Origin of the sequence: Enterococcus devriesei (genome assembly GCF_001885905.1) — a bacterium.
In the GTDB taxonomy this organism is placed as follows: domain Bacteria; phylum Bacillota; class Bacilli; order Lactobacillales; family Enterococcaceae; genus Enterococcus_A; species Enterococcus_A devriesei.
In genome coordinates this window covers 252,903-275,853 of the sequence record NZ_JXKM01000004.1, presented here as the reverse complement: position 1 = coordinate 275,853, position 22,951 = coordinate 252,903, and the positions used below count along the sequence as shown (strand labels likewise).

General features: G+C 43.0%; 18 protein-coding genes. 14 read left to right on the top strand and 4 right to left on the bottom strand.

Features of this window, described 5'->3' with window-relative positions; genetic code table 11:
* Positions 1-66 precede the first annotated feature (66 nt).
* The 6 genes from RV00_RS07840 (at position 67) to RV00_RS07815 (ending at position 4,808) form a co-directional block, all read left to right on the top strand.
* On the top strand, positions 67-1,020 hold the full coding sequence (locus RV00_RS07840) for a glycosylasparaginase (RefSeq protein WP_071862043.1): 954 nt from the start codon (positions 67-69) through the stop codon (positions 1,018-1,020).
* Between the two features lie 31 nt (positions 1,021-1,051).
* Positions 1,052-1,381 (top strand): PTS sugar transporter subunit IIB, encoded by a 330-nt coding sequence (locus RV00_RS07835; protein WP_071862042.1) that lies wholly within the window; start codon positions 1,052-1,054, stop codon positions 1,379-1,381.
* A 26-nt stretch (positions 1,382-1,407) separates the two neighbouring features.
* A complete protein-coding gene (celB, locus tag RV00_RS07830; protein WP_071862041.1) occupies positions 1,408-2,763 on the top strand; it encodes a PTS cellobiose transporter subunit IIC in 1,356 nt (451 codons plus the stop codon).
* Positions 2,764-2,782: 19 nt separating this feature from the next.
* A complete protein-coding gene (locus RV00_RS07825; protein WP_071862040.1) occupies positions 2,783-3,106 on the top strand; it encodes a PTS lactose/cellobiose transporter subunit IIA in 324 nt (107 codons plus the stop codon).
* Between the two features lie 159 nt (positions 3,107-3,265).
* The gene (locus RV00_RS07820; RefSeq protein ID WP_071862039.1) at positions 3,266-4,075 is read left to right on the top strand and encodes an N-formylglutamate amidohydrolase; all 810 of its coding nucleotides are present in this window, start codon (positions 3,266-3,268) and stop codon (positions 4,073-4,075) included.
* Positions 4,068-4,808, top strand: a complete 741-nt coding sequence (locus RV00_RS07815) for a methyltransferase domain-containing protein (RefSeq protein WP_071862038.1) — start codon at positions 4,068-4,070, stop codon at positions 4,806-4,808. Before RV00_RS07820 ends, RV00_RS07815 begins: the two co-directional genes overlap by 8 nt.
* A gap of 31 nt (positions 4,809-4,839) precedes the next feature.
* Here the strand turns inward: RV00_RS07815 and RV00_RS07810 are convergent, their stop codons facing one another.
* Positions 4,840-5,382, bottom strand: coding sequence for a helix-turn-helix domain-containing protein (locus tag RV00_RS07810; RefSeq protein WP_071862037.1), 543 nt, complete (start codon positions 5,380-5,382; stop codon positions 4,840-4,842).
* Positions 5,383-5,558: 176 nt separating this feature from the next.
* Between RV00_RS07810 and RV00_RS07805 the strand changes: the two genes are divergently transcribed.
* The gene (locus RV00_RS07805) at positions 5,559-6,338 is read left to right on the top strand and encodes a glycyl-radical enzyme activating protein (protein ID WP_071862036.1); all 780 of its coding nucleotides are present in this window, start codon (positions 5,559-5,561) and stop codon (positions 6,336-6,338) included.
* A gap of 39 nt (positions 6,339-6,377) precedes the next feature.
* Positions 6,378-8,780: a trans-4-hydroxy-L-proline dehydratase gene (gene hypD, locus RV00_RS07800; RefSeq protein ID WP_071862035.1), complete on the top strand. Its 2,403-nt coding sequence runs from the start codon at positions 6,378-6,380 to the stop codon at positions 8,778-8,780.
* Positions 8,781-8,908: 128 nt separating this feature from the next.
* Here hypD and abc-f read toward each other — a convergent pair whose 3' ends face one another.
* Complete coding sequence (gene abc-f, locus RV00_RS07795) at positions 8,909-10,411, bottom strand: ribosomal protection-like ABC-F family protein (protein WP_071862034.1); 1,503 nt, start codon at positions 10,409-10,411, stop codon at positions 8,909-8,911.
* Positions 10,412-10,893: 482 nt separating this feature from the next.
* On the opposite strand from abc-f, the gene RV00_RS07790 reads away from it, so the two are divergent.
* The 6 genes from RV00_RS07790 (at position 10,894) to RV00_RS07765 (ending at position 20,357) form a co-directional block, all read left to right on the top strand.
* Positions 10,894-12,642 (top strand): glycoside hydrolase family 13 protein, encoded by a 1,749-nt coding sequence (locus RV00_RS07790; RefSeq protein WP_071862033.1) that lies wholly within the window; start codon positions 10,894-10,896, stop codon positions 12,640-12,642.
* Between the two features lie 71 nt (positions 12,643-12,713).
* On the top strand, positions 12,714-13,085 hold the full coding sequence (locus RV00_RS07785; protein ID WP_071862032.1) for a DUF1304 domain-containing protein: 372 nt from the start codon (positions 12,714-12,716) through the stop codon (positions 13,083-13,085).
* 250 nt (positions 13,086-13,335) lie between these two features.
* Positions 13,336-15,963, top strand: coding sequence for a pyruvate, phosphate dikinase (gene ppdK / locus RV00_RS07780; protein WP_071862031.1), 2,628 nt, complete (start codon positions 13,336-13,338; stop codon positions 15,961-15,963).
* 615 nt (positions 15,964-16,578) lie between these two features.
* A complete protein-coding gene (gene pepV, locus RV00_RS07775) occupies positions 16,579-17,997 on the top strand; it encodes a dipeptidase PepV (protein ID WP_071862030.1) in 1,419 nt (472 codons plus the stop codon).
* A gap of 85 nt (positions 17,998-18,082) precedes the next feature.
* Entirely contained in the window at positions 18,083-20,002 is a 1,920-nt protein-coding gene (locus RV00_RS07770; protein ID WP_071862029.1) for an OPT/YSL family transporter, read from the top strand.
* On the top strand, positions 19,995-20,357 hold the full coding sequence (locus tag RV00_RS07765) for a PqqD family protein (protein WP_071862028.1): 363 nt from the start codon (positions 19,995-19,997) through the stop codon (positions 20,355-20,357). Before RV00_RS07770 ends, RV00_RS07765 begins: the two co-directional genes overlap by 8 nt.
* A 123-nt stretch (positions 20,358-20,480) precedes the next feature.
* Here the strand turns inward: RV00_RS07765 and RV00_RS07760 are convergent, their stop codons facing one another.
* Both RV00_RS07760 and RV00_RS07755 read right to left on the bottom strand, forming a co-directional pair.
* Positions 20,481-21,155, bottom strand: coding sequence for a response regulator (locus tag RV00_RS07760; RefSeq protein ID WP_071862027.1), 675 nt, complete (start codon positions 21,153-21,155; stop codon positions 20,481-20,483).
* Complete coding sequence (locus RV00_RS07755) at positions 21,152-22,690, bottom strand: Spo0B domain-containing protein (RefSeq protein ID WP_071862026.1); 1,539 nt, start codon at positions 22,688-22,690, stop codon at positions 21,152-21,154. The genes RV00_RS07760 and RV00_RS07755 overlap by 4 nt, the downstream gene beginning before the upstream one ends.
* Positions 22,691-22,951: the final 261 nt, after the last annotated feature.

Here is a 22,951-nt window from a genome sequence, read left to right as displayed (position 1 = left end):
CAGTATATACTATTTATAATGGTGACAGATTTTAGAAATGTAAACGGTAACGAGAGGGGTAAAGCAATGGCGTGGGGAGCAATTGCCACATGGCGTATGGCACACGACGGCGTGATCGAAGCACTGCGATTATTAGAAAAGCAGCAATCAGCCGGTGATGCAGTAGAAACATTGATCAAAACAGTGGAGGATTATCCATATTATAAATCCGTAGGCTTTGGCGGTTTGCCAAATGCTGAAGGGATTCTTGAGATGGATGCTGCCTTTATGCATGGCGATACGTTCGAGATTGGCGCAGTCGCAGGTATCACGGATGTCAAAAATCCAATCTCTGTTGCGCGTAAGCTCAGTAAAGACAAGTTCAACAGCTTCCGCGTAGGCGAAGGTGCGACGAAATATTCGATGTTGGAAGGCTTTGAACGCAAAAGCATGTTAACAGAGCGGGCACATAAGATTTGGGAAAAACGCTTGAAGGAAATTCATGAGAACAATTTGAATCCTTACGATGGCCACGATACAGTTGGAGCTATCACGTTGGATCAAACAGGTACCATGACTGCTGGAACTTCCAGCTCTGGGTTGTTTATGAAAAAACCTGGTCGTGTAGGGGACTCACCATTATCTGGTTCAGGTTTTTATGTCGATAGCGAGATCGGCGGCGCAACAGCGACCGGTCTTGGGGAAGATTTGATGAAAGGCTGTTTATCTTACGAGATCGTTCGCTTGATGGGTGAAGGCTTCACACCACAAGCCGCTTGTGATAAAGCGGTCTACGAATTTCACGATAAACTGACCGACCGCTATGGGAAAGCTGGGGCCTTCTCGTTGATCGCTATGAATACTCAAGGCGAATGGGGCGTGGCCACGAATGTTGAATTCACCTTCAGCGTCGGCAACAATCAAGCAGAGGCACAAATCTTTATCGCAAACATGGGCGCTAACCATACGACCGAGATTCAGCCAATCACGCAAGAGTGGTTAGCAGCATATGAAAAACGGATCAAAGCACCAATAGAATAAAAAGAGTAAAAAAAATAGGAGCGTGAAAACGATGAACAAAAAACAAATTTATCTATTCTGCGATGCAGGGATGTCAACCAGTATTATGGTCAATAAAATGATGGAAGTCGTGGATAAACATAATATGCCGCTACAAATTACTGCGTTTCCAGTAGCCCGTTCGCAGGAAGTGGTAGAGAAGGAAAAGCCGGTGGCTATCCTTTTAGGACCACAAGTGAAATTTTTATTGGAAAAAACAAAGGAGCGCTTCGCACCGCAAGGAATTCCAGTGGCTGTGATCGCACCAGAGATCTACGGAATGATGGACGGCGAAAAAGCGATGAAAGAAGTTTTAAAATTAATCAAACAAAATAAAAAATAGTTCATGAACGATTGGAGGAAAAAAAGATGCAAAAGTTTTTAAACTGGTTGGAAAAAATTCTGACTCCTTTAGCGAAAGTCATTGGCGAGAATAAATATTTGATTGCTATTCGAGATGGCTTTTTGATTTCTACGCCCTTATTGATCGTGGGTTCCTTCTTCTTACTGCTGGCGAATTTCCCGATACCTAATTGGAATGAAATGATTTCTCCGATCTTAGGGAAAAACTGGGAATCTTTAATGTCAGTACCGGCTTCCGCAAGTTTTGATGTTATGACGATCTTAGCGGTCTTAGGGATCGCCTACAGCTTGGGACGCCAATTAGAAATCGATGCGATCCAATCAGCTGCCTTAGCACTTGTTTCTTTCTTCATTTTAACCCCATACACGACCCTATTTACACCAGAAAATAGTACACAAGTGTATGAAGTAACTAGCCTACCGTTAAAATGGATGGGTTCAAGCGGTTTGTTCTTAGGAATGATTATCGCGTTAGTCTCAACACGTATTTTCGCAGCAGTGATTCGTCGCGGTTGGACGATCAAAATGCCAGAAGGTGTGCCGCCGACCGTAGTAAAATCTTTTGAAGCTTTGATTCCAAGTTTTGTAGTTATCACTATCATGTTTGTTCTTAACTGGCTGGTTTCCTTAACATCAATGGGGAACTTGCAAGATGTCATCTTCAAATTCTTACAAACGCCATTATTAAGCTTAGGCAATACGTTAGGTGCCATGATCATCGCCTACTTGTTCTTACATTTCTTCTGGTTCTTCGGGATCAACGGAAGCAGTGTTGTAGGTGCGGTCTTCAATCCAGTTTTACGGGCATTATCAGTGGAAAATATGCAAGCCTTCAAAGACGGGCATGAAATCCCGAATATCATCACTGGACAATTCCAAGATATGTTCGCGACTTTTGGCGGTGGTGGTTCAACCTTGTCATTAATCCTAGTGATGGTGATCTTCTGTAAGAGTCAACGGGTGAAAAAATTGTCCCAGCTGTCATTAGTTCCAAGTATTTTTGGGATCAATGAACCGATTATTTTTGGATTGCCGATCGTATTGAATCCAATCCTTTTAATTCCTTTCGCGCTAGTTCCTACTATCAATATCATTATTTCTTACTTTGCGATGGATTGGGGAATCGTCAATTATACAAATGGGATTCAATTGCCATGGACGACGCCACCGATCATCTCTGGCTTCTTAGTCAGCGGCTGGCAGGCATCGGTTTTACAGGCCTTATTGATTGTCTTAGGAATGGCTGTGTACTATCCGTTTATTAAAGTGTTAGACGATCAGTATATTCGTGAAGAAAAGGAAATGGAAGCATTGGAGACGGAAGAAATCGACTTTGACAGCTTCAACTTCGATGAAATCTAAGAACGAGAGGAACCAAAAAATGAACGACGAACAATTACAAGTAGTAATGGGCTTGATTATGAATGCAGGAAATGCAAAAGGTGAAGCAGTGGCAGCCTTAGCAGCAGCTAAAGAGAATAATTTTGCTGAAGCGGAGGAGCGGATGAAGGCCGCAAACGAAGCATTAGTTGAGGCTCATAATACTCAGACTAGTCTGCTTACAGCGGAGGCTAGTGGAAATAATGCAGAAATCACGTTATTGATGGTCCATAGTCAAGATCATTTAATGAACGCCATTTCTTACTTAGGTTTGACGCAAGAGTTAATTGAGATGTATAAACGTTTGACCGCGTTAGAAAAATAATGATTTAAAAAACAGGCAAGGGGAAATCCTTACCTGTTTTTTTATAGCCAGTTTGAATCGTATGTTGGTAGCAAATCTGAGAAAGCCTTCGGTTACTTTTGCTAACCATAACATCTTTTTGTTACTATAGTGGCTAAGAAGTGTAGAAGGTGGGTTAAAATGAAGCCGTTCCTGATCCATAACAAAGAAAGAAATACTTATCCAATGGTTGTCAGTCTCCCCCATAGTGGAACTTGGCTCCCTGAGACAATGAAAAAAAGTTTATATTCAGAGGCAGTCTTGGCGAATACAGATTGGTTTTTACCAAAATTGTACGAATTTCTAGTAGCTAAAGGGTGCACAGTTATTGAAAATCAGGTGAATCGTTATGTTGCGGACCCAAATCGCGGGAGTCAGATGTTCGGGCAGGATTACCAAACTAGTGTAGTTTATCAGTACAATACTTTTGGGCATAAATTATACGATCAGCAATTAGAGCCGCAAACCATCGAGGAGCGCTTAACAAACTATTATTGGCCCTATCATCAAGCGTTACAAGAGTTGATAAATACAAAAAGGCAATTTTATCAGAAGGTTTATCTTTTAGATCTTCATAGTTTTGCTGAATACCCCAACCAAGTGGGCATTAGACCGGCAGATCTAGTGGTGGGGAATCAGACAGACCAAAGCTCAAGCGCGGAATTTCGTCAATTAGTAACCTCGTTATTAGAAGCGGAAGACTATGCCGTTTCTAATAATCAGCCCTTTCGTGGCGGTTTTATTACTAAATTTTATGGGAATCAGCCGCACATTGAAGCGTTACAATTAGAGATTCGCTACCAAGAATATATTGAAGCACGCTCCTTCGGTGAAGAGGTGCTGACTAAGTATAATCCAGCCTTATTTCATTGTTCGCAGCGGCGTTTAGAAAAAGTATTTGAAAAACTATTAGAGAGCATTTCTAAAGAGAGGAGATCCGGTGGTGAGTGAGAGAAATAAGTTTACGCGAAAATTGTTATTAGAATCAGGAATAAAGGAAGGTTGGCGAATTTTAGACGTTGGTTGTGGTTCTGGTGAAGTCAGTTTGTTGGCTTCTGAGTTGATAAACGGTAAAGGTGAGATTATTGGGATAGACGTCAATGCTGCATCGATTCAAATAGCTCAAACAAGAGCGGCTGAAGAGAACGTAACGAATGTCCAATTTGTCGCTATGCCTATTGAAAATGCTGCCAAGGAGCTTGGAACTTTTGATCTGATTATCGGGCGACGAATTTTGATGTACTTACCTAACCTATTTCAGGCTATTGAAGCGTTAACAAAGATCTTAAAATCAAATGGCCGGATGGTTTTTCAAGAAAGCGATGCAATGGTTGCTGAAACTTCAGCAACCACTTTTCCTTTGCATACAAAAGCTCAACAATATGTTTGGCAAACAGTTGCTAGCGAGCAGGGAAATATTCATATTGGCTCAGAAATGTATTCGTTATTTACGAAAGCCGGTCTCAAGGTAAAAAATCTAGAAGCGGAAGCCGTTTTACAAACAGCGGAAACAGGAAGTGACCTTGCTTGGCTGCTACAAATGATGGAAGAACGAATAATCCAAGCCGGAATTGCGACTAAAAGAGAGTTAGAAAGCCTCGAAAAGGCACTTACTGAAGAGATGGATAAGTCGAACGCGGTCTTTATCAGGGATATGAATTTTGGAATCTGTGTTTCAAACTAAAAAGTCGCTTGATCAATGATCAAGCGACTTTTTAGTAATCATTCGGATAATGGACCACGATAAATTTGACGATACTATTGGTTTCGTTGTCCCAATTATGGTTGATAGTGGAAAAATAATGCGCTGAATCCCCATGATAAAGCTGATAGGTCTTTTCTTCGATCACTAAAGTCAGGATTCCTTCTATTATATAGACAAATTCTTCGCCTTGATGGGGATAAGTCGTAGGCAGCTCACGTTTTTCGTGAGGCATGATCTCAATCATTTTTGGCGCGATTTTTTTGTCTTGCGGGGACCGGCTTAGTTGTTTGTAGATCATATTATTTAGCTGGTGGATCACCGGCTGATTATAGCCGCGAACGATGGGCTCGCTTTCACGTTCTTCTTCAAAGAAGTAATTGATCTTTACCTTGAATAAGTCAGCGATAGTGGCTAGATGCTCCACCGCGATGGTGGTGATACCGCGTTCAAATTGTGACAAGAAACCCGTAGACAGACCGGTTGCTTCTGAAAGCTGTTTAAGGGTCATTCCCCGCTCATTCCGCAGAGCTTTCACCTTTTCACCAATATTCATCTGGATCCTCCTCAACATAAGTAATTATTTCTTAGTATAACTGAAAAAAGGAAAATTACCAACAATCATTGAAATGAAATAGTTTACCGAAAATAAACTAATAGATTCATCATAATGAATAAAGCGGTTGCAACTTTTCGACGACGTCTCTATAATAGGAGGTGGGAGGGAAGCACGTGAAAAAGCCGACGATTTTTAATATTCAGAAATTTTCGACCCATGACGGTCCAGGGATTCGGACAACGATTTTTTTCAAAGGGTGTCCCATTAGATGTGAATGGTGTCACAATCCTGAAAGTCAAGCCTACGCTCCAGAGATCATGCTGAACAAATACGGAAAAGAAGAAACGATCGGGAAAGATTATTCCCTGCGTGAGCTGGTCAAGAAGATCCAAGCGGATCAAATTTTTTACGACCAATCGGGTGGTGGTGTGACCTTTTCTGGTGGAGAAGTAATGGCACAAGATATGGATTACGTAGTGGAGCTGGCGAAAGAGTGTCAGCGTCTAGGAATTTCCGTGGCGATCGATACTTGCGGCGTAGCGCCAACGGAGAATTATCGGCAGATCTTACCCTATGCGGATTTATTTTTATATGATCTAAAGTTCATGGATTCACATAATCATAAGCTTTATACTGGCGTTGGCAATCAATTGGTGTTAGAAAATCTCCGGTTCTTATCCCAGCAGCAAGCGGAGATCAATTTGCGTTTGATCTTATTAGATGATGTTAATGCGGCGAAAGTCGATGCAGAGGCGATCATTGAGTGGCTGGCGAAAGAAAAAATTCATGTCAGTGAAATATCGCTGCTGCCTTATCATGATTTTGGCCGCGATAAATATGAACGACTTAAAAGAGTCTGTACACAAAATTTTAAAAAGCCTTCAGAAGAACAGGTGGAAGCCTTGCAAAAAGTCTATCAAGACGCGGGTTATCAAGTCACGATCGGCGGATAAAACATAAGAAAACTCAATTCAATAAGGAGGAACAGATTGATGGTGGAATTAACACTGGAACCAACGAGAAGAGGAAGCACAGAACGGATCAAGCGTTTACGAGAGATCAGCGACAAGGAATGTACACCAAGTATTTCCATGGAGCGGGCGGTTTTACTGACGGAAGCCTACAAAAAGTGGGAAGGCAAGGTTTCGGCGCCGGTTTTACGAGGAAAAGCTTTCAAGTACATCATGGAAAATCGGACGAATTATATTGAAAAAGGTTCGTTGGTTTTAGGGGAAAAAGGTGATAAGCCGTGGGCGGCGCCGACCTTCCCGGAATTGTGCTGTCATACATTGGAAGACTTTGATAATATGAACAACCGGGAAAAAGTGTTCTTCAAAGTCAGCGAGGAAGATCGCCGGATCCAAGAGGAAGTGATTATTCCTTATTGGCATGATCGGGCTATGATGACGCGGATGAACCGCTTATTGCCAAAGGAATGGCACCTGTTGTTTGAAGGCGGGCTGTATACAGAATTTTTGATGCAGCGAGGGCCGGGCCACACGGTAGCGGATGGGAAAATGTATCAAAAGGGCTTCGCCGATTTTAAAGCCGACATCCAGCAAGAGATCGACAATTTAGATTACAACAACGACATGGAAGCCTTGAATAAACGGGAAGAGCTGGAAGGCATGAAGCTAGTCTGTGAGGGCATGATCGTCTACGGCAAGCGCTACGCACAGGAATGTCGTGAGTTGGCGGAACAAGAAACGGATCTCCAGTGGAAGCAGGAATTATTGGAATTAGCCGAGGTCTGTGATGTGGTTCCAGAACATGCGCCGCAAACCTTCCGTCAAGCGATCCAAATGTATTGGTTCACTCACATTGGGATCACCGTTGAGATGAACAACTGGGATGCTTATTCCCCAGGGAAGCTAGATCAGCATTTAGAGCCTTTCTATGAAAAGGACATTGAAGCGGGCCGCTTGACGCGGGAAGAAGCACGGGAGTTATTAGAAAATCTTTGGATTCAATTCAACAATCAGCCGGCGCCGCCAAAAGTCGGGATCACCTTGAAGGAAAGCGGCACTTATACGGATTTTTGTAATTTGAATACGGGAGCGTTGCGGCCCGACGGCACAAGCGGTGTCAGCGATGTCAGTTATTTGATTTTGGAAGTCATGGATGAAATGAAGCTATTACAGCCAAGCTCCAATGTTCAAATCTCCCGCAAGTCACCGGAAAAATTCTTGCGTGAAGCCTTGAAAGTCTCTCGTAAAGGCTGGGGCCAACCAGCGATGTATAATTCCGAAGCCATCTTGGCGGAATTGAGCTACCTTGGCAAGTCCGTCGATGACGCCCGGGAAAGCGGCATTTGCTCCGGCTGTGTCGAGGTCGGTGTGGCAGGCAAGGAAGCTTATGTGCTGACTGGTTATTTGAATATTCCTAAGGTGTTTGAGCTGGCGATGAATCGTGGGTATGATCATTACACTGGCAAGCAGATCGGGATCGATGTCGGGGATTTCACCCTAATGAATTCTTATGAAGAAGTCTTTGAAGCCTTCCACAAGGAATTGCAATACGTGGTGGATGTCAAAGTCGCCGGCAACAATATGATCGAGCGGATGTACATGGAATTTATGCCTGTGCCACTACTTTCGGTGATGTCTGATGACTGTATCAAAGTCGGCAAAGACTACAACGCCGGTGGGGCCCGTTACAACACCAGCTACATCCAATGTGTCGGTATCGCGACAATCACTGATTCATTGGCGGCCATCAAACACAATGTCTTCGAAGAAAAGACCATGACGATGGCGGAATTATTAGCTGCCTGTGAAGCTGATTTTGAAGATTATGAAGAAATTTATGATCGAGTCTACAATGAAACACCGAAATACGGCAATGACGATGAATACGCTGATTCACTGTTAAGAAACGTAGCGGAATCCTTGCAAGCGGTGATCGCCGGCCGGACAACGCCAAAAGGTTCGAAAACGGTCGTTGAGTTTTTACCAACCACCTGTCATGTCTATTTTGGTCAAGTGATGGAAGCTTCACCTAACGGCCGCCACAAAGGAATTCCGTTGCCAGATGGAATCTCGCCAGAAAAAGGTGCTGATCGCAATGGACCGACCGCTGTCATTAAATCGGCATCTAAGATCGACCAAACCAAAACCGGCGGCGCTCTGCTGAATCAGAAATTTACGCCAAGTGTCGTGGCTGGCGAAGCTGGAATCACCAATATGGCATCATTAGTGCGAAGCTACTTTGCCCTAGATGGTCACCATATCCAATTCAATGTGATCGATCGAGAAACATTGGTGAAAGCTCAGCAACACCCGAAAGAATACGAGAACTTGATCGTACGGGTGGCGGGCTACAGTGATTACTTTAATAATTTGGAAAAAGCCCTACAAGACGAGATCATCTCAAGAACCGAGCAAGCTTTCGGATAAAAAAGATAAAACAAGCCTGCTTCAGAAAGTATTTTCTGAAGCAGGCTTGTTTATGTTCCCCTTATAATAAAAAGATAAAATTTTCATATGAATAAATCGTTTTACAGCAGGTATAGCTATGTCCGACTTCACAAAGTCGTTCTATCTAGCAAAATCTGTTCCGCTTGGATATTCTCTAAAAAGGTCTGATCGTGTTCGACTAATAGCATCGTCGGTTTGACACTTAATAAAAGTTCTTCCAATTGTTTTTGATTGAAGACATCCAGATAATTTAACGGCTCGTCCCAAATATAAAGCTCGGCAGTCTGAGCTAAAGATTTTGCCAGTTCGACTTTTTTCCGTTGCCCCATACTCATTTCTTCGATCCGATTTTGAAAGACATTGCGTTCCATGCCAAGCTTTCGCAAATTATTCAAAAAAGCAGAATAATCAAGCTGATTTTCTTCGGCAAAGTCTTGCAAGGTCCCGTGATTGTTCTCATAATTTTGCCGCACATAACTGATCTTAACACTTGGCCGCAAGAGCTCTCCGGAAGCTTCGCCGGTAAAGGTCCCTAGTAAATAATGCAGCACGCTTGATTTACCAATCCCGTTTGGACCGGTCAAAGCCGCAATTTTCCCACGAGCTAATTCAAAGGACAGTGGAACAAAGAGCGGCGATTGCTCCGGATAACTCAGTGAGAGTTTTTCAACTTTCAACAACTGTCCATGACGACTCTCGTGATAGTTCATCGTCAAGCGATCAACGTCCTCTAAATCCTTTAACAGGCCTTCCTTCGCTTCGATTTGATCGTACATTCGATTTTCAATATTTTTCGAACGCTTCATGGTTCGGGCCGCTCGGGCGCCGATCGCTCCAGTGTCAAATACGCCGCCGCTGCCTTTTTCAGAGGGTTTGCCGTATTTGTCGGTTTCTCGTGAGCGGGACCATTCGGCCTTTTCAGCGGCGGTCTTTTTCAAACGCCCGACTTCCTTTTTGATTTTTTGATTTTGGGCGAGTTCAAATTCATCCCGCAAGTTTTTTTGTTCTTCGTAAGTTGCAAAATTTCCTTGATAAAGCACTAGCTGGCTTTTTTCAATCGCCAGCGTATGATCGGTAACTTGATTCAAAAATTGCCGGTCATGACTGACGACGATGAAGCCGTCCTTGCGCTGCAAATAATCTGCGACATGCTTACGTCCTTTTATATCTAAATGATTGGTCGGTTCGTCGATCAAAGGGAAAAAGTCGGCTTGGGTGAATAATAATGCCAGCAAAACCTTCGTTTGCTCTCCGCCGGAAAGTGTTTGATACGGTTGCCAAAGGACTTGCGGGTCTAGCTGGATCAGGTTCATTTCCCGCTCCAATTCCCATAATTCAAACTCCGCCACTTCTAAGAGGGCATAATAAGTCAGCTGTTCATGATCCGCGACTGTCGCGGGAAAATAGACTGGTCGCAGCGGAAATTGAATTTCTCCTTGATAGGGGTAGTTGCCTAATAATAGCTGGAGTAAGGTGGTTTTGCCACGACCGTTGCGACCGACTAAGCCTAATTTCCAGCTGCTGTCGATCGTCAGATTGGCGTCATCGAAAAGCAAGGTCAACTGCTTATCAAAGCCAAAAGTAAGATGGGTTAGTTTAATAGTTCCCATAAAAAAATTCCTCCTTTACTTGTCGATCATTCAAGTAAGAATGCGGCAAATTTTCAGGAGGAAAGGAGAGTCAGGTCCTTTAGGCTCATTCCACATAGCGGGAAAGCGGACAAAAAAGAGACTACACCCTTGAAAGGCTAAGCCAATCCTGAAAATCTGCCCACTGATCCCTTGAAAAAAGATCGGTTTGCAGTTTCCAACATTCGCTTAGATTTTCAATGGCATAATCCCTCGTTTCATTTATGATTAATTTTATTAAACCAGATTTTTTTAGTCATGTCAAAAAAATACGGACGCAGCCGCTTCCCCAAACATGCTACGCCCTGGAGTGATCCTCGATAAACGAGGTGAAGAAAATATCTCTTCTCCTATTATAGTAGCATATTTAAAAAGAAAATTGGGGTTGAAACACTTGCGAGGCTACAATTGGAGTAGGCGGAGTGCTTTTGATACAATAGTAGAAATAAGTTGGAGGTGAGGATTTGAATCATGCAGCGATTTACCATCGCCCAGAAAGCGAATTCGCCTATTTATACAAAAAGGATCTCATGCGGATTCGTCTGCAGACGGCACGCAACGAGATAAAATCCGTGGGCTTGATCAGCGGTGATTTTTATACGTTTGGTGCAGAAAAATGGTACAAAAAGCAGCAAGCGATGAGAAAGGCGTATACGACTGACACTCATGATTATTGGGAGATCGAGGTAACGGCAACCCATCGTCGATTGGCGTATGCTTTTTGCATTACCGATTTTCAAGGGAATTCGGTTTTTTATACGGATCAAGGGATTTTTGAGCACGAGGAATACCGTTTGAGCCATGACAATTTATACTTTCGTATGCCCTATTTTCAAGAGATTGATCGATTTAAAATCCCTGATTGGGTGCCCCAAACGGTTTGGTATCAGATTTTTCCTGAACGTTTCTATAATGGCGATCTTTCCAACGATCCGGAAGCTGTCTTAGCTTGGGGCAGTGAAGCACCGACACGGGGAAATTTTTTTGGCGGTGATCTTCAAGGAGTGATCGATAAGCTGGATTATTTGGAGGATTTAGGGATTACCGGTATCTATTTGTGTCCGATTTTTACCGCCCCCTCCAATCACAAGTACGATACAGTGGATTATTATGAAGTCGATCCGCATTTTGGCAACAAGCAGGTCTTCCGGGAATTAGTTGAAAAGGCCCACGAACGAGGCATGCGGGTGATGCTAGATGCCGTCTTCAATCATTTAGGGGCCAGTTCTCACCAATGGCAGGATGTTATCTTGCATGGAGCCGACTCTTCTTACGCAGATTGGTTCCACATTGATTCCTTTCCGCCGCGGTACACTCCGATCCCCGGCTCGGAGCAAGCAGAAAATTTGAATTACGATACCTTTAGTTTTGTGCCCAATATGCCGAAGCTAAATACAGAAAATCCGGAGGTCCAAGAGTTTCTTTTAGCGATCGCGACTTATTGGATTCGTGAATTTGATATTGACGGCTGGCGTTTAGATGTTGCTAATGAAGTCGATCATCACTTTTGGAAAGAATTTCGTCAGGCGGTCTTGCAGCAAAAAGAAGATTTGTATATTTTAGGGGAAATCTGGCACAGTTCCCAACGCTGGCTGGAAGGCGACGAATTCCACGCCGTGATGAATTATGCCTTTACTGACAGTATCAAAGCTTTCTTTGTGGAAGAATCCATCACGATCTCGCAAATGATTTTTGGCATGAATCGCCAGCAGCTTTTGTATCGTGATCAGACCAATGAAGTCAGCTTTAATCTGCTGGATTCCCACGATACCCCTCGGCTGTTGACCCTTTGTCGAGGGAACAAGGAGCTGTTGCGGAGCGCGTTGACTTTTATGTTTATCCAAAAAGGCACTCCTTGTATTTTTTACGGCACAGAAGCCGGACTTGAAGGAGAAATGGACCCAGGCTGTCGTGTCTGTATGGATTGGGAAGACCCGGATCAAGAGCTGTATACGTTCACCAAACAATTGATCGCTTTGCGAAAACAATTTTCGGAAGTTTTTAGTCTGGGAACAATGGAATGGCATTACGATGACGACAAAAAAACCTTCTCCTTGACCCGTCAATATAAAGAAAAAACGATTGTTGCTACCTTTAATGAAGGAGAAAAATTGATTTTCGCAAAACAAGGCCGCCGTTTATTTGGACAAAATTATCACGAGAACGGGAATTACCAGCTAAACAAACATGGCTTTGTGATCGAAGAATTGTAGTAAGCATTTTTAATTAGAAATAGCGGGGAAGATGATATAGTAGATAAATCAACTATAAAGGGGTCATTTGAATGCTAGCTATCATTCTATTGCTTTCAGGAATCATCGGCCTGTTGCATCTAATCATCATGGGCTTAGAAATGTTTTCACCAGCGGAGAAACAAGCAGATATTTTCAAGATGCCGCTGTCCTTTGTCAAATTGCCGAATGCGCAAATCGCTTTGAAAAATATGGGAATCTATAATGGCTGCCTGGGCTTGTCCTTATTAGCCAGCCTGATTTTATTCAGTGGACAACAACAATTTAAGGTGCTGATGGTGCTGCAATTTTTTGTTTTGATCGTCGGTTTATACGGTGGGAAAACAGTCACCAAGTCGATCTATCTGATCCAAGCATTGCCTGCCGCGATCACACTTCTTTTGATTTTGACACAATTCGTTTAATCAAGCGCCATAGACAGAGAGCTGTAACAAAATATTGTTACAGCTCTTTTTTTTGCGTTCCACTTGATTCTTCAGCTAGGTAGCAAAAGTTTTTGTTTAAAACTTTCGCCTGCTCTATATGTGTTCTAATAACTCCTTATAGCAATCATTAATTCGTCCGGAAATCTATATAAACATCTTATTGACTTTATATAAACGTCGTATTAAACTGTAATAGACTTAAATAAAACTTTTTTAAAAGGAGAGGCATATGAATCGTTGGGTTTACTTATTTTCAGAAGGATCAAAAGAGCAAAAGGATCTGCTTGGCGGCAAAGGGGCGAACCTAGCCGAGATGACGAAATTAGGACTGCCAGTTCCAACAGGCTTCACGGTTACAACGGAAGCCTGTTTGTATTATTTGAATCATGGGGATCAGTTGACCGATGAGCTGAAGACGCAAGTAATGACCGCAATCGAGCAACTATCTGCTAAAACGGGGAAAAAATTTGGAGATCTGAAAAATCCTTTATTAGTTTCTGTTCGGAGCGGATCGAAATTTTCGATGCCAGGGATGATGGATACCGTTTTGAATCTAGGCTTAAACGACCAAACGGTGGCGGCTTTAGCTAGTAACAGTCAAAATGAGCGTTTCGCTTATGATTGTTATCGCCGCTTATTGCAAATGTTTGGCAATGTCGTGATGGGACTGGATAATAGTACCTTTGAAGGCCGAATCACCGCCTTGAAAAAGGTTAACGGCTTGTCCTTTGATAATGAGTTGACCGCCGACCATTGGAAACAAATTGTAAGCGAGTACAAAGAGCTTTATCGAAAAAACTTGCAGCGAGAGTTTCCCCAAGACCCAATCGAGCAATTGTATTTAGCCATTGAAGCGGTCTTTGGCAGCTGGAACAATGCGCGGGCGAAAACGTATCGTCGCTTGCATGGAATCAGCGATGATCTCGGCACTGCAGTCAATATCCAAGAAATGGTCTTTGGAAATTTTGGTGAGACGTCTGGGACAGGGGTAGTCTTTTCTCGCAATCCTTCTTTAGGCGACCCTGGTTTGTTCGGCGAATATCTAATCAATGCTCAAGGGGAAGATGTAGTAGCCGGTGTGCGGACACCAAAACCGATCCAAGTATTAGCCGAAGACATGCCAGAACAATTCAATCAGTTAAAAGCGATCTGTGAAAACTTAGAAACGCATTATCAAGACATGCAGGATGTGGAATTTACCATTGAAAGAGAAAAATTATTTATTTTGCAGACGCGTAGCGGCAAACGTACGTCAAAAGCTGCATTGACGATTTTATTAGACTTCTTTAAAGAAGGGATCATCAGTGAGGATACCTTGGTCAGCCGGATTGAAGGGAAAGATCTGGAAGCGGCCCTGCATCCGAATTTTGCTGAAACAGCGTTAAAAAACCGTGTCTCTTTCTTGTCAGGTTTAGCAGCAAGCCCAGGAGCGGCAACAGGAGCGGCTTATTTTTCAGCCGATGCGGCGACTGAAGCAAAAGCGCGAGGAGAAAGAGTGGTGTTGGTTCGTGAGGAAACGTCGCCGGAGGATATCGAAGGGATCGCGGTCAGTGAAGCCGTGATTACCAGCCGCGGCGGAATGACTTCCCATGCGGCAGTAGTGGCTCGCGGAATGGGCATCTGCTCCGTAGTGGGCTGTGAACGCTTAATCGTCATGGAAGAGGAAAACCAAGCAACGGTTGCCGACGAAACGATCGAAGAAGGGACGATTCTCTCCGTCGATGGATCAAGCGGCAAGGTGTATTTCGGTGAAATCCCAATGGAAGAGGTCGGACACACGGTGGCACTAGATGAGCTTCATACGATTTGGGATCGTCACGCCGATATCAAGGTCCGTGCCAATGCTGAAACACCAAACGATATCGAAACAGGGATGGCTTTGGGAGCGGTTGGGATCGGATTAGCCCGCACAGAGCACATGTTCTTTGAAAAGACCCGCTTATTGCAATTTCGTCGCCTGATCCTAGCTGACAGCTTGGCTGAACGATTAGCGGTTTTAAAGGAATTGAAGACGGTGCAGAAACAGGACTTCAAATACATGTATGAAGCCGCGGGCGGGAAACCGACAACGATTCGTCTATTAGATCCGCCGCTGCATGAATTTTTACCTAGAAACGCTGAAGAATGTCGTGAGGTCGCTAAAGAATTAGGCAAAACCTTCAATGAAGTCAAACGTAAGACTGACAATCTGGCCGAAGTCAATCCTATGCTGGGCTTCCGAGGACTTCGTTTAGGGGTGGCCTATCCAGAAATTTATCAAATGCAGGCAGAAGCGATCATTGAAGCGGCTTGCGAAGTGACGGAAGAACAGGAGTTTAGCATTCAGCCGGAAATCATGATTCCTTTCACCATTGACGCGGGAGAATTTGCCCACGTACGGCAAGCAATAGAAGAGGCAATCCAAAATAATTTAAGAGACAATCAGCGGACCTTGGATTATCAGATTGGGACGATGATTGAAATTCCAAGAGCTTGTTTTGTGGCGGATCAAATCGCTCAGCATGCTGATTTCTTTAGTTTCGGTACTAATGATTTGACCCAGATGGCACTGGGGTTATCCCGAGATGATTCACCTAGAATTGTCACGCAATACCTTGAGGCGGGGATTTTTGAAGATGATCCATTCCAAGTGTTGGACAAAGCAGGAGTAGGCGCCTTGATGAAACTGGCGATCGAAGGGGGGAGAAAAGTTAACCCGCAATTAAAGATTGGGATTTGCGGAGAAGCTGCGGCCCATCCGAAATCCATCGATTTTTTAAATGAGCTAGGGATCGATTACATTTCTTGCTCGCCGTTTAGAATCCCGCAGGCGAAGATGACACTGGCCAAGGCTACAGTTGAAATCGTGGGAGGGTAGCGATAAAAAAACACTTAAATGAATATTTGATTAAAATAAGATATGATTTTGGAAAAAGATAGTCTTTTGGTAGGCTATCTTTTTTTTGTTATTGTAGTGAAGCACCAAAAATTTAATATTAATGATAGATAACAAACAAATGAGAAATAAGTCCGTTAAATGAATAGAATATAATTTGTAAACGAATACAACCTCAGATATACTTTTTGTAGGATTTAAATATGTCATGTCATAAAAAGAAGAACTATTTTGGCTCAGCTTGAATAACAATTTTTTTTTAGTGAATACCCAAATTTTTATGAAAAATCACTCATTAATTTTAAATGACAGTTTTTTCACAATGACTTATGAATAAAAATACGGTATAATGCTACCTTGGGAGGTGAAACAAACTGCGGAATTAGGAATCATAGAATAACACTTTCATCATGCAAAAGCGTTTTTTTAGTGAAGTGGTGGAGGGAGTCAAATTTTCATATAAATGCGAAAAAGATTCACTGGCTTAAAAAGTTATTCGAAGCTGTCAAACATGGAAACTAAAGTTAGACATGACCTTTCTAATGAAACTAACAGGTTTAACAACTTGTTTAAAAAAAAGAAAGCAGGGATGAAACAATGACAATTGATTGGCAAAAAGAAGTAGAAGCACGCAAAGACGATTTACTAAAAGACTTAGGCGACTTGATCCGCATCAATAGTATCCGCGATATCGAGCATGGTACAAAAGAAGAGCCGCTTGGACCTGGTCCAGCAGCCGCTTTACGCAAAGTCTTGGAATTTGGTGACCGCGATGGTTTCGTAACTAAAAATATCGAAAACGTAGCAGGCCATATCGAATATGGTGACGGCGAAGAAATGTTCGGATTATTAGGACACGTTGACGTTGTTCCAGTTGATGACAACTGGGATACTGATCCATTTGAACCAGTTATCAAAGATGGCAAATTATTTGCACGTGGTTCAGCCGACGATAAAGGACCTTCAATCGCCGCTTACTACGCAATGCGGATCATTAAAGATCTAGAATTACCAATTTCTAAAAAAATCCGTTTCATCTTCGGTACTGACGAAGAGAGCGAATGGGTCGGCATCCACCGTTACATGGAAGTGGAAGAAATGCCTAAAGTTGGTTTTTCTCCAGATGCTCAATTCCCAATCATCAATGGTGAAAAAGGTATCTTATCTTACGAAGTGACTTTCGCAAACAAAGCCGACGCTGAAGCTGGCGATTTTGAACTAGTAAGCTTCAAATCAGGTCAACGTACGAACATGGTTCCTGGGGATGCGACAGCTGTGATTAAAGTCAACGCTGAAGCAAAAGCAGCTGATTTAAAAGCGGCCTTTGATGCCTTCGTCGAAAAAGCTGGCGTGAAGGGCGAATTTGCTGAAAACAACGGCGAAATCACTCTAACAGTCATCGGTAAAGCAGCGCACGCGCAAGAACCAAAATTCGGCGTGAACTCTGCAACTTTCTTAGCGGCATTCTTAGTAGATTATAAATTAGATGGCAATGGCGCCAACTATATTCAAACAATCGCTGAATATATGCACTTAGATTATAACGGTAAAAAATTAAATGCTTACACGAAGCATGACGTGATGGGTGAAACAACGTCATCAGCGAACTTGTTCGACTACACTTCAACGGGCGATAAAAAAATCACCATCAATGTTCGCCATCCAGAAGGCATCACGAAAGATGATATCTTAGCGAACATGGAAGAAGTTCTGAAGGCTGCGGATGTTTCAATCGCGATCATCGGTGACGTGAAAACACCGCATTATGTTCCAGCAACTGATCCATTAGTGAAAACATTATTGGACGTTTACGAAGAACATACTGGTCTAGAAGGCCATGAAGAATCAATCGGTGGCGGTACTTACGGCCGAATCCTAGAAAACGGTGTCGCTTATGGCGCAATGTTCCCAGGTGAAGAAAACGTAATGCACCAACCAAATGAATTTATGCCAATTGATAGCTTGTTCAGAGCAACAGCTATTTATGCTGACGCTATTTATCGTTTAGTTAAGTAGCCAGCGTTTTAGGAGTAGGAGAGTTTGGTTGTCAGACTCTCCACTCACTTTTGGGTAATCGAAAGTAAGAAAGGAATTTCAAAACATGAAAAAACTGTCGAAAGACGCTTTTGGTGGAGTTAACGGCCGCGATTACGTACCTTACGTAGCAGAAAAGCCTAAAAAAGCAGGCTCACCAATTATTATGATCTTAGGTATTTTATTAGCTGCTTTATTCGCCGCATCAACTGCTTATTCAGGAATGAAGGCTGGTCTAACGGTAGCTGCCGGTATTCCAGGAGCAATTATTGGTTCAGGGCTAGTCGCTCTGTTTGTAAAACCTAAAACAATTTTAGGTAAGAACTTATTGCAATTAATGTCGAGTGGTGGGGAATCAGTTGCCTCAGGGATGATCTTCGTGTTACCAGCCGTGATCTTAGTCGGCGGTAAAGTGAATTTCATCGAAGGTGTAGGGATTGGTGTTGGTGCCGTTCTTTTAGGTGTCGGTGTCTTCTCATTGGTTCAAGATTACATGTTAATCGACGAACACGGTAAACTGGTTTATCCAGAAGCGATGGCGATTTCAGAAACATTAGTTGCTTCTGATACTGGTGGCGATTCATTGAAATACATGGGGATCGGTTTTGGTATCGGTGGTATTTTAACAGCCTTAACGGGTTCTGTTTTCGGAATCATGAACAACGTTATCAGCTATGTCAATGAAAGCTTCTACAAATGGAAATTTGAAACAGAAGTAAACCCATTATTAGCGGGTATTGGTTTCATCGTTGGGATGGATGTTTCTGTTTTGATGTTCGCAGGTTCAATCTTAGCGAACTTCGCAATTGCTCCATTATTAGGTTACTTCATGGGAATGGCTGGCAACGGCGCTCATGTTTGGGACAACGCAAGTCAATTATTAAATACAGCTGATTTTGCTGTGATCTCTGGATCATACGTGAAATATATCGGTGCTGGGATGATGATTTCTGGTGGATTGATTGGCGCAATCAAATTGATCCCAACAATCATCACATCTATCTCTGCAACGATGAAAGGTCGTAAAGAAGGTAATGAAGGCGAAGGCGGCGGTATGCTTCCATTGATCCTCGGTGCTGTTATGGCGATTGTTATGGGCTTCATCATTACTGGAAATGTGATGATGGCTCTTGTCGGCGGTATCTTATCAATCATCTTAAGCTTGCTATTCGTTATCGTTGCGGGTCGTTTGACTGGTACGATCGGTACATCGAACTTGCCAGTATCTGGTATGACGATCGCTTCAATGGTTATCTTGACGTTAGTCTTCGTTATGATGGGCTGGACAACAGCTGAAAATACACAACAATTATTATTGTTTGGTACTTTTATCGTATTAGCAATCTCAGTAGCTGGTGGGTATGCACAATCACAAAAAGTTACTTTCGTAATGGGCGGAAACTTCAACGAAGGCCGTCGTTACTTCTTAATTTCTAACATTGTAGGTGTGGTAATCGTTACTGGTATGATGGTAATCTTGTCACCACAACTTGCGATCACTGGTTCAAATCCTCCATTTGGTTTGCCACAAGCGAACTTGATGGCAACATTGACTTCAGGGATCACGTCTGGTTCACTTCCATGGCACATGGTCATTGCCGGTATCGCAATGGGCGTCGTTTTACACTTTATGAAAGTGCCAATCATGACTTTCGCGATCGGTTTCTATTTGCCAATCTCAACGACTTCAATCATCTTAGTTGGTGCCTTGATCCGTCGCTTGATTGACGAATTGAACAAAAAAGAAACAGAAGAAGTAGCAGAAGAACGTATCACTTTAGGTGTCAGCTTGTCTTCTGGTTTAATCGCTGGTGGTTCAATCATCGGTTTAATCGGAATTATCTTACAAGTATCTGGCGTCGTAACACCTGGTACGCCAACTGGCTTCTTAGGTTCAAACGGTTCAGCAATTTTACTATTAGTCATCTTAGTCGTAGCGATTGTCGTTCCACTTTTAAGCGTAAAGAAAGTGAAACATAATGACTAATCAGCAACCTGCTGTCAATCCGGAAACACAAGAGCTGTTAGCGCGTGTTTATCGCATCAAAGAAGGTTTGCATTATGAAGTACGTGATGGTGTGGTTTTTGTCATTACGGAACAAAATGCCTGGATTCAACGAGTCTTACGTAAGATTCATTATAAGATCCCGGAAACTTCTGAGATGGAGTTAGACAAATACGGCAGCTTCATCCTTCAACAAATCGATGGCAAGAAAACCGTCGCAGAAATTGGTGAAAATCTTGGCGCAGCCATTGAAGAAGCCAATGATCAACTTTATGATCGCCTGCTGATTTATTTGCATCATTTAGAGAAGAATGAAAAATATATTGAATTAGTATAATAAGAAACCGCACTGGACGATAAGTCTGGTGCGGTTTTTTAATTTAGAAAAAAGTGCTTTAAACTAACTAAACCAAGCACCTAAGAAATCGTCTGTAGCTAACGATACTCTTAGGTGTTTGGTTTAAGTTTTCATTGAATAGATTTTGTAAGGCCGGCCGACTTTGGTATAAATGACTTCACTAGTTAAAAGCTGGCGATCTTCGAGATGCTGAATATATTTTCGCACTGAGACGTGGGAAAGGTTACTGGCGTCTGCTAGTTCTTGGATAGTGAAATCGCGTTTCAAAGTTGCTGCCGCGTTTTTGATTCGTTCCAAGGTTTCTGGTGAGAGCCCTTTTTCTAATTTTGCTGAGGGGTCTGATGACGTATCGGCCGGTTTTTTTAGGAGCTGATCGATCTGTTCTTGGGGCAGATTGGCCTGTTGTAAGGTTTGTTTACGTTTGAAAAAAAGTCCCAAGCTTTCTTGGAAGCGCTGATTCGTAAAAGGCTTGACGAGGTAATCCACCACGCCAAGATGCAAGCCCTCTTTGACGGCCGGGGCTTCATTGGCGGCGGTGATCAAGATCACTTCGATCATTTGCTGCTGCCGTCGTAGTTGGGCTAGTAGTTCTAAGCCGTTGCCATCTTTTAAATGAATATCCAAAAGAATCAGAGCAATCGGCTTTTCTTTTAATAATTCCTTTGCGTCGGTAATGGAGCTGGCAGAATAGATTTGTTGGAACTGGCCCGCCTGTTCTAAATAATTGCGGTGGATGAATTCCACCATCGGATCGTCTTCTACGATTAATACGTTCATGTTTTCACCTCGTGATAGCTGGTTTTTAATTGTAAGGTTAGCAGCTCTGCTTGGACTTCAATGGTTAAGTCCGCTTGTCGGTCCTGAAGCATTTGCTGGAAGAAATTGGTCGTCAAATGTTCTTGTAGCTGTAGTTGTTCTGTCTCCGCTAAATAAATCAGATAACTCGTAGTTAACTGGTCGGCTTCATAATGGATCGTCATAGGCAACTCTTTGCCAAGGGAAAACTGCAGCAGACTGTGATGCAGGTAGCGATAAAGATCAATGATCCCTTTTGTTTCCTCCGTATTTTGATTGGAGGGAATCTCTGGGGTGATCTCAATCATCAGTTGCGTTTTACGTTCCGCAAATTTTAGCCGCTCACCAATTAAGAAACCGGCGATCTGCGGGTTTTGAACCAGAAAAGATAAGCGATGAGAAAATTCTTTCTCGGGACTTAAAATATCGTCTAAATAAATCTTCAGCTCATCGTAAGCTTGCAGATCCGCCAAGCCATAAATCACATGAAGCTTGTTCATGAATTCATGGGATTGTGATTGTAAAGCGCTGGCATAAGCTGTTGTATTAGCCAACTGATCCATAACGAACAAGGACTCTGTCGCGTTCCGAAGAAAGATGATCCAACCGATTTGTTTTTGATTGACGATGATCGGCGCGGCGGAGAAGAGATAGTCTTGACCATTTTGTCGATACAGTTGTTCAGCAGTGCGGAAAAAATCCAACTGTTTTTCGTCAAGGATCAACTGGTTCAGCGATTGGCCAACTAAGGCTGCTTGACTGCCAGTGAGACGCTGAAACAATTCACTGGCGGCGATGTTAGCTAAATTGATTCGTTTTTTTAAATCTACTACGACTACGACATCCTTAGTCTCGTCCAGCATGGCATTGCGCTCTTCAAACAAGCGAGAGATTTCTTGCGGTTCAAGGCTGTGAAGCTGCCGTTTTAAATAATAGGCCAAAGCCGAAGCCGCCGCGATCCCGCTGGCGATACTTAATAATAAGGCAATCGTATAGCCTTCTCGAGAATTTTTAATCAAGCTGCTAAGCGACTGGACTCTGATTCCTAGCGCGACCACCCCGATTTGTTTTTCTGGCTGATCTATCGAAAAAACAGGGACAAAGCCGCGTAGCGATTCCCCTAAAGTGCCGTGACTGACGGAGAGATGATTTTTACCTTCGAGAGCGGGGGCTTCATCACCGCCTTTGAAATGTTTGCCGATCATAGCTTCATCAGGATGGGTCAGGCGGATCGCCTGCATATTCATAACTACCGCGAAATCCAGCCGGTGAATCTTGGCGACTTCTACGGTATATTTTTCCAGCTCTTCACTAGGTTTGTTTTCTGCTAAAGCAGACTGGACTTGCGGCTCGATCGCCAGCTGCTGGCCAAGATCTAATAAAAGTTGGGATTCCGTCTTTCGCATATAGCGGGAATTTTGATAAAGAATCAGGCCATACAACAGGGAGGTTACGACTAGCAGTACCACGACAAAGGCGACCGATAATAAACTCCATAAACGCCAGCTTTTCTTCACCCCGATCCCTCCTTTTTTTAAAGTATAGCATAGCTTTCGCTAATAATTGTCAGCGCTTTTTTACTTTAATTAATTGAACTACTTAAATTAATTAAATAATCTTCAATGTTGAAAGCGCAGCCATTATGATGAGGGTGTTCAAGAAAGACAAACGTTAACCAAGCTAAATCTTAGGAGGAAAAAACAATGGAGAAACACTTGGAAACAAACACGGCTCGATCGGCCGAAAAAGAAAAGGGTAGTCCGCTGTTAGCCAAATGG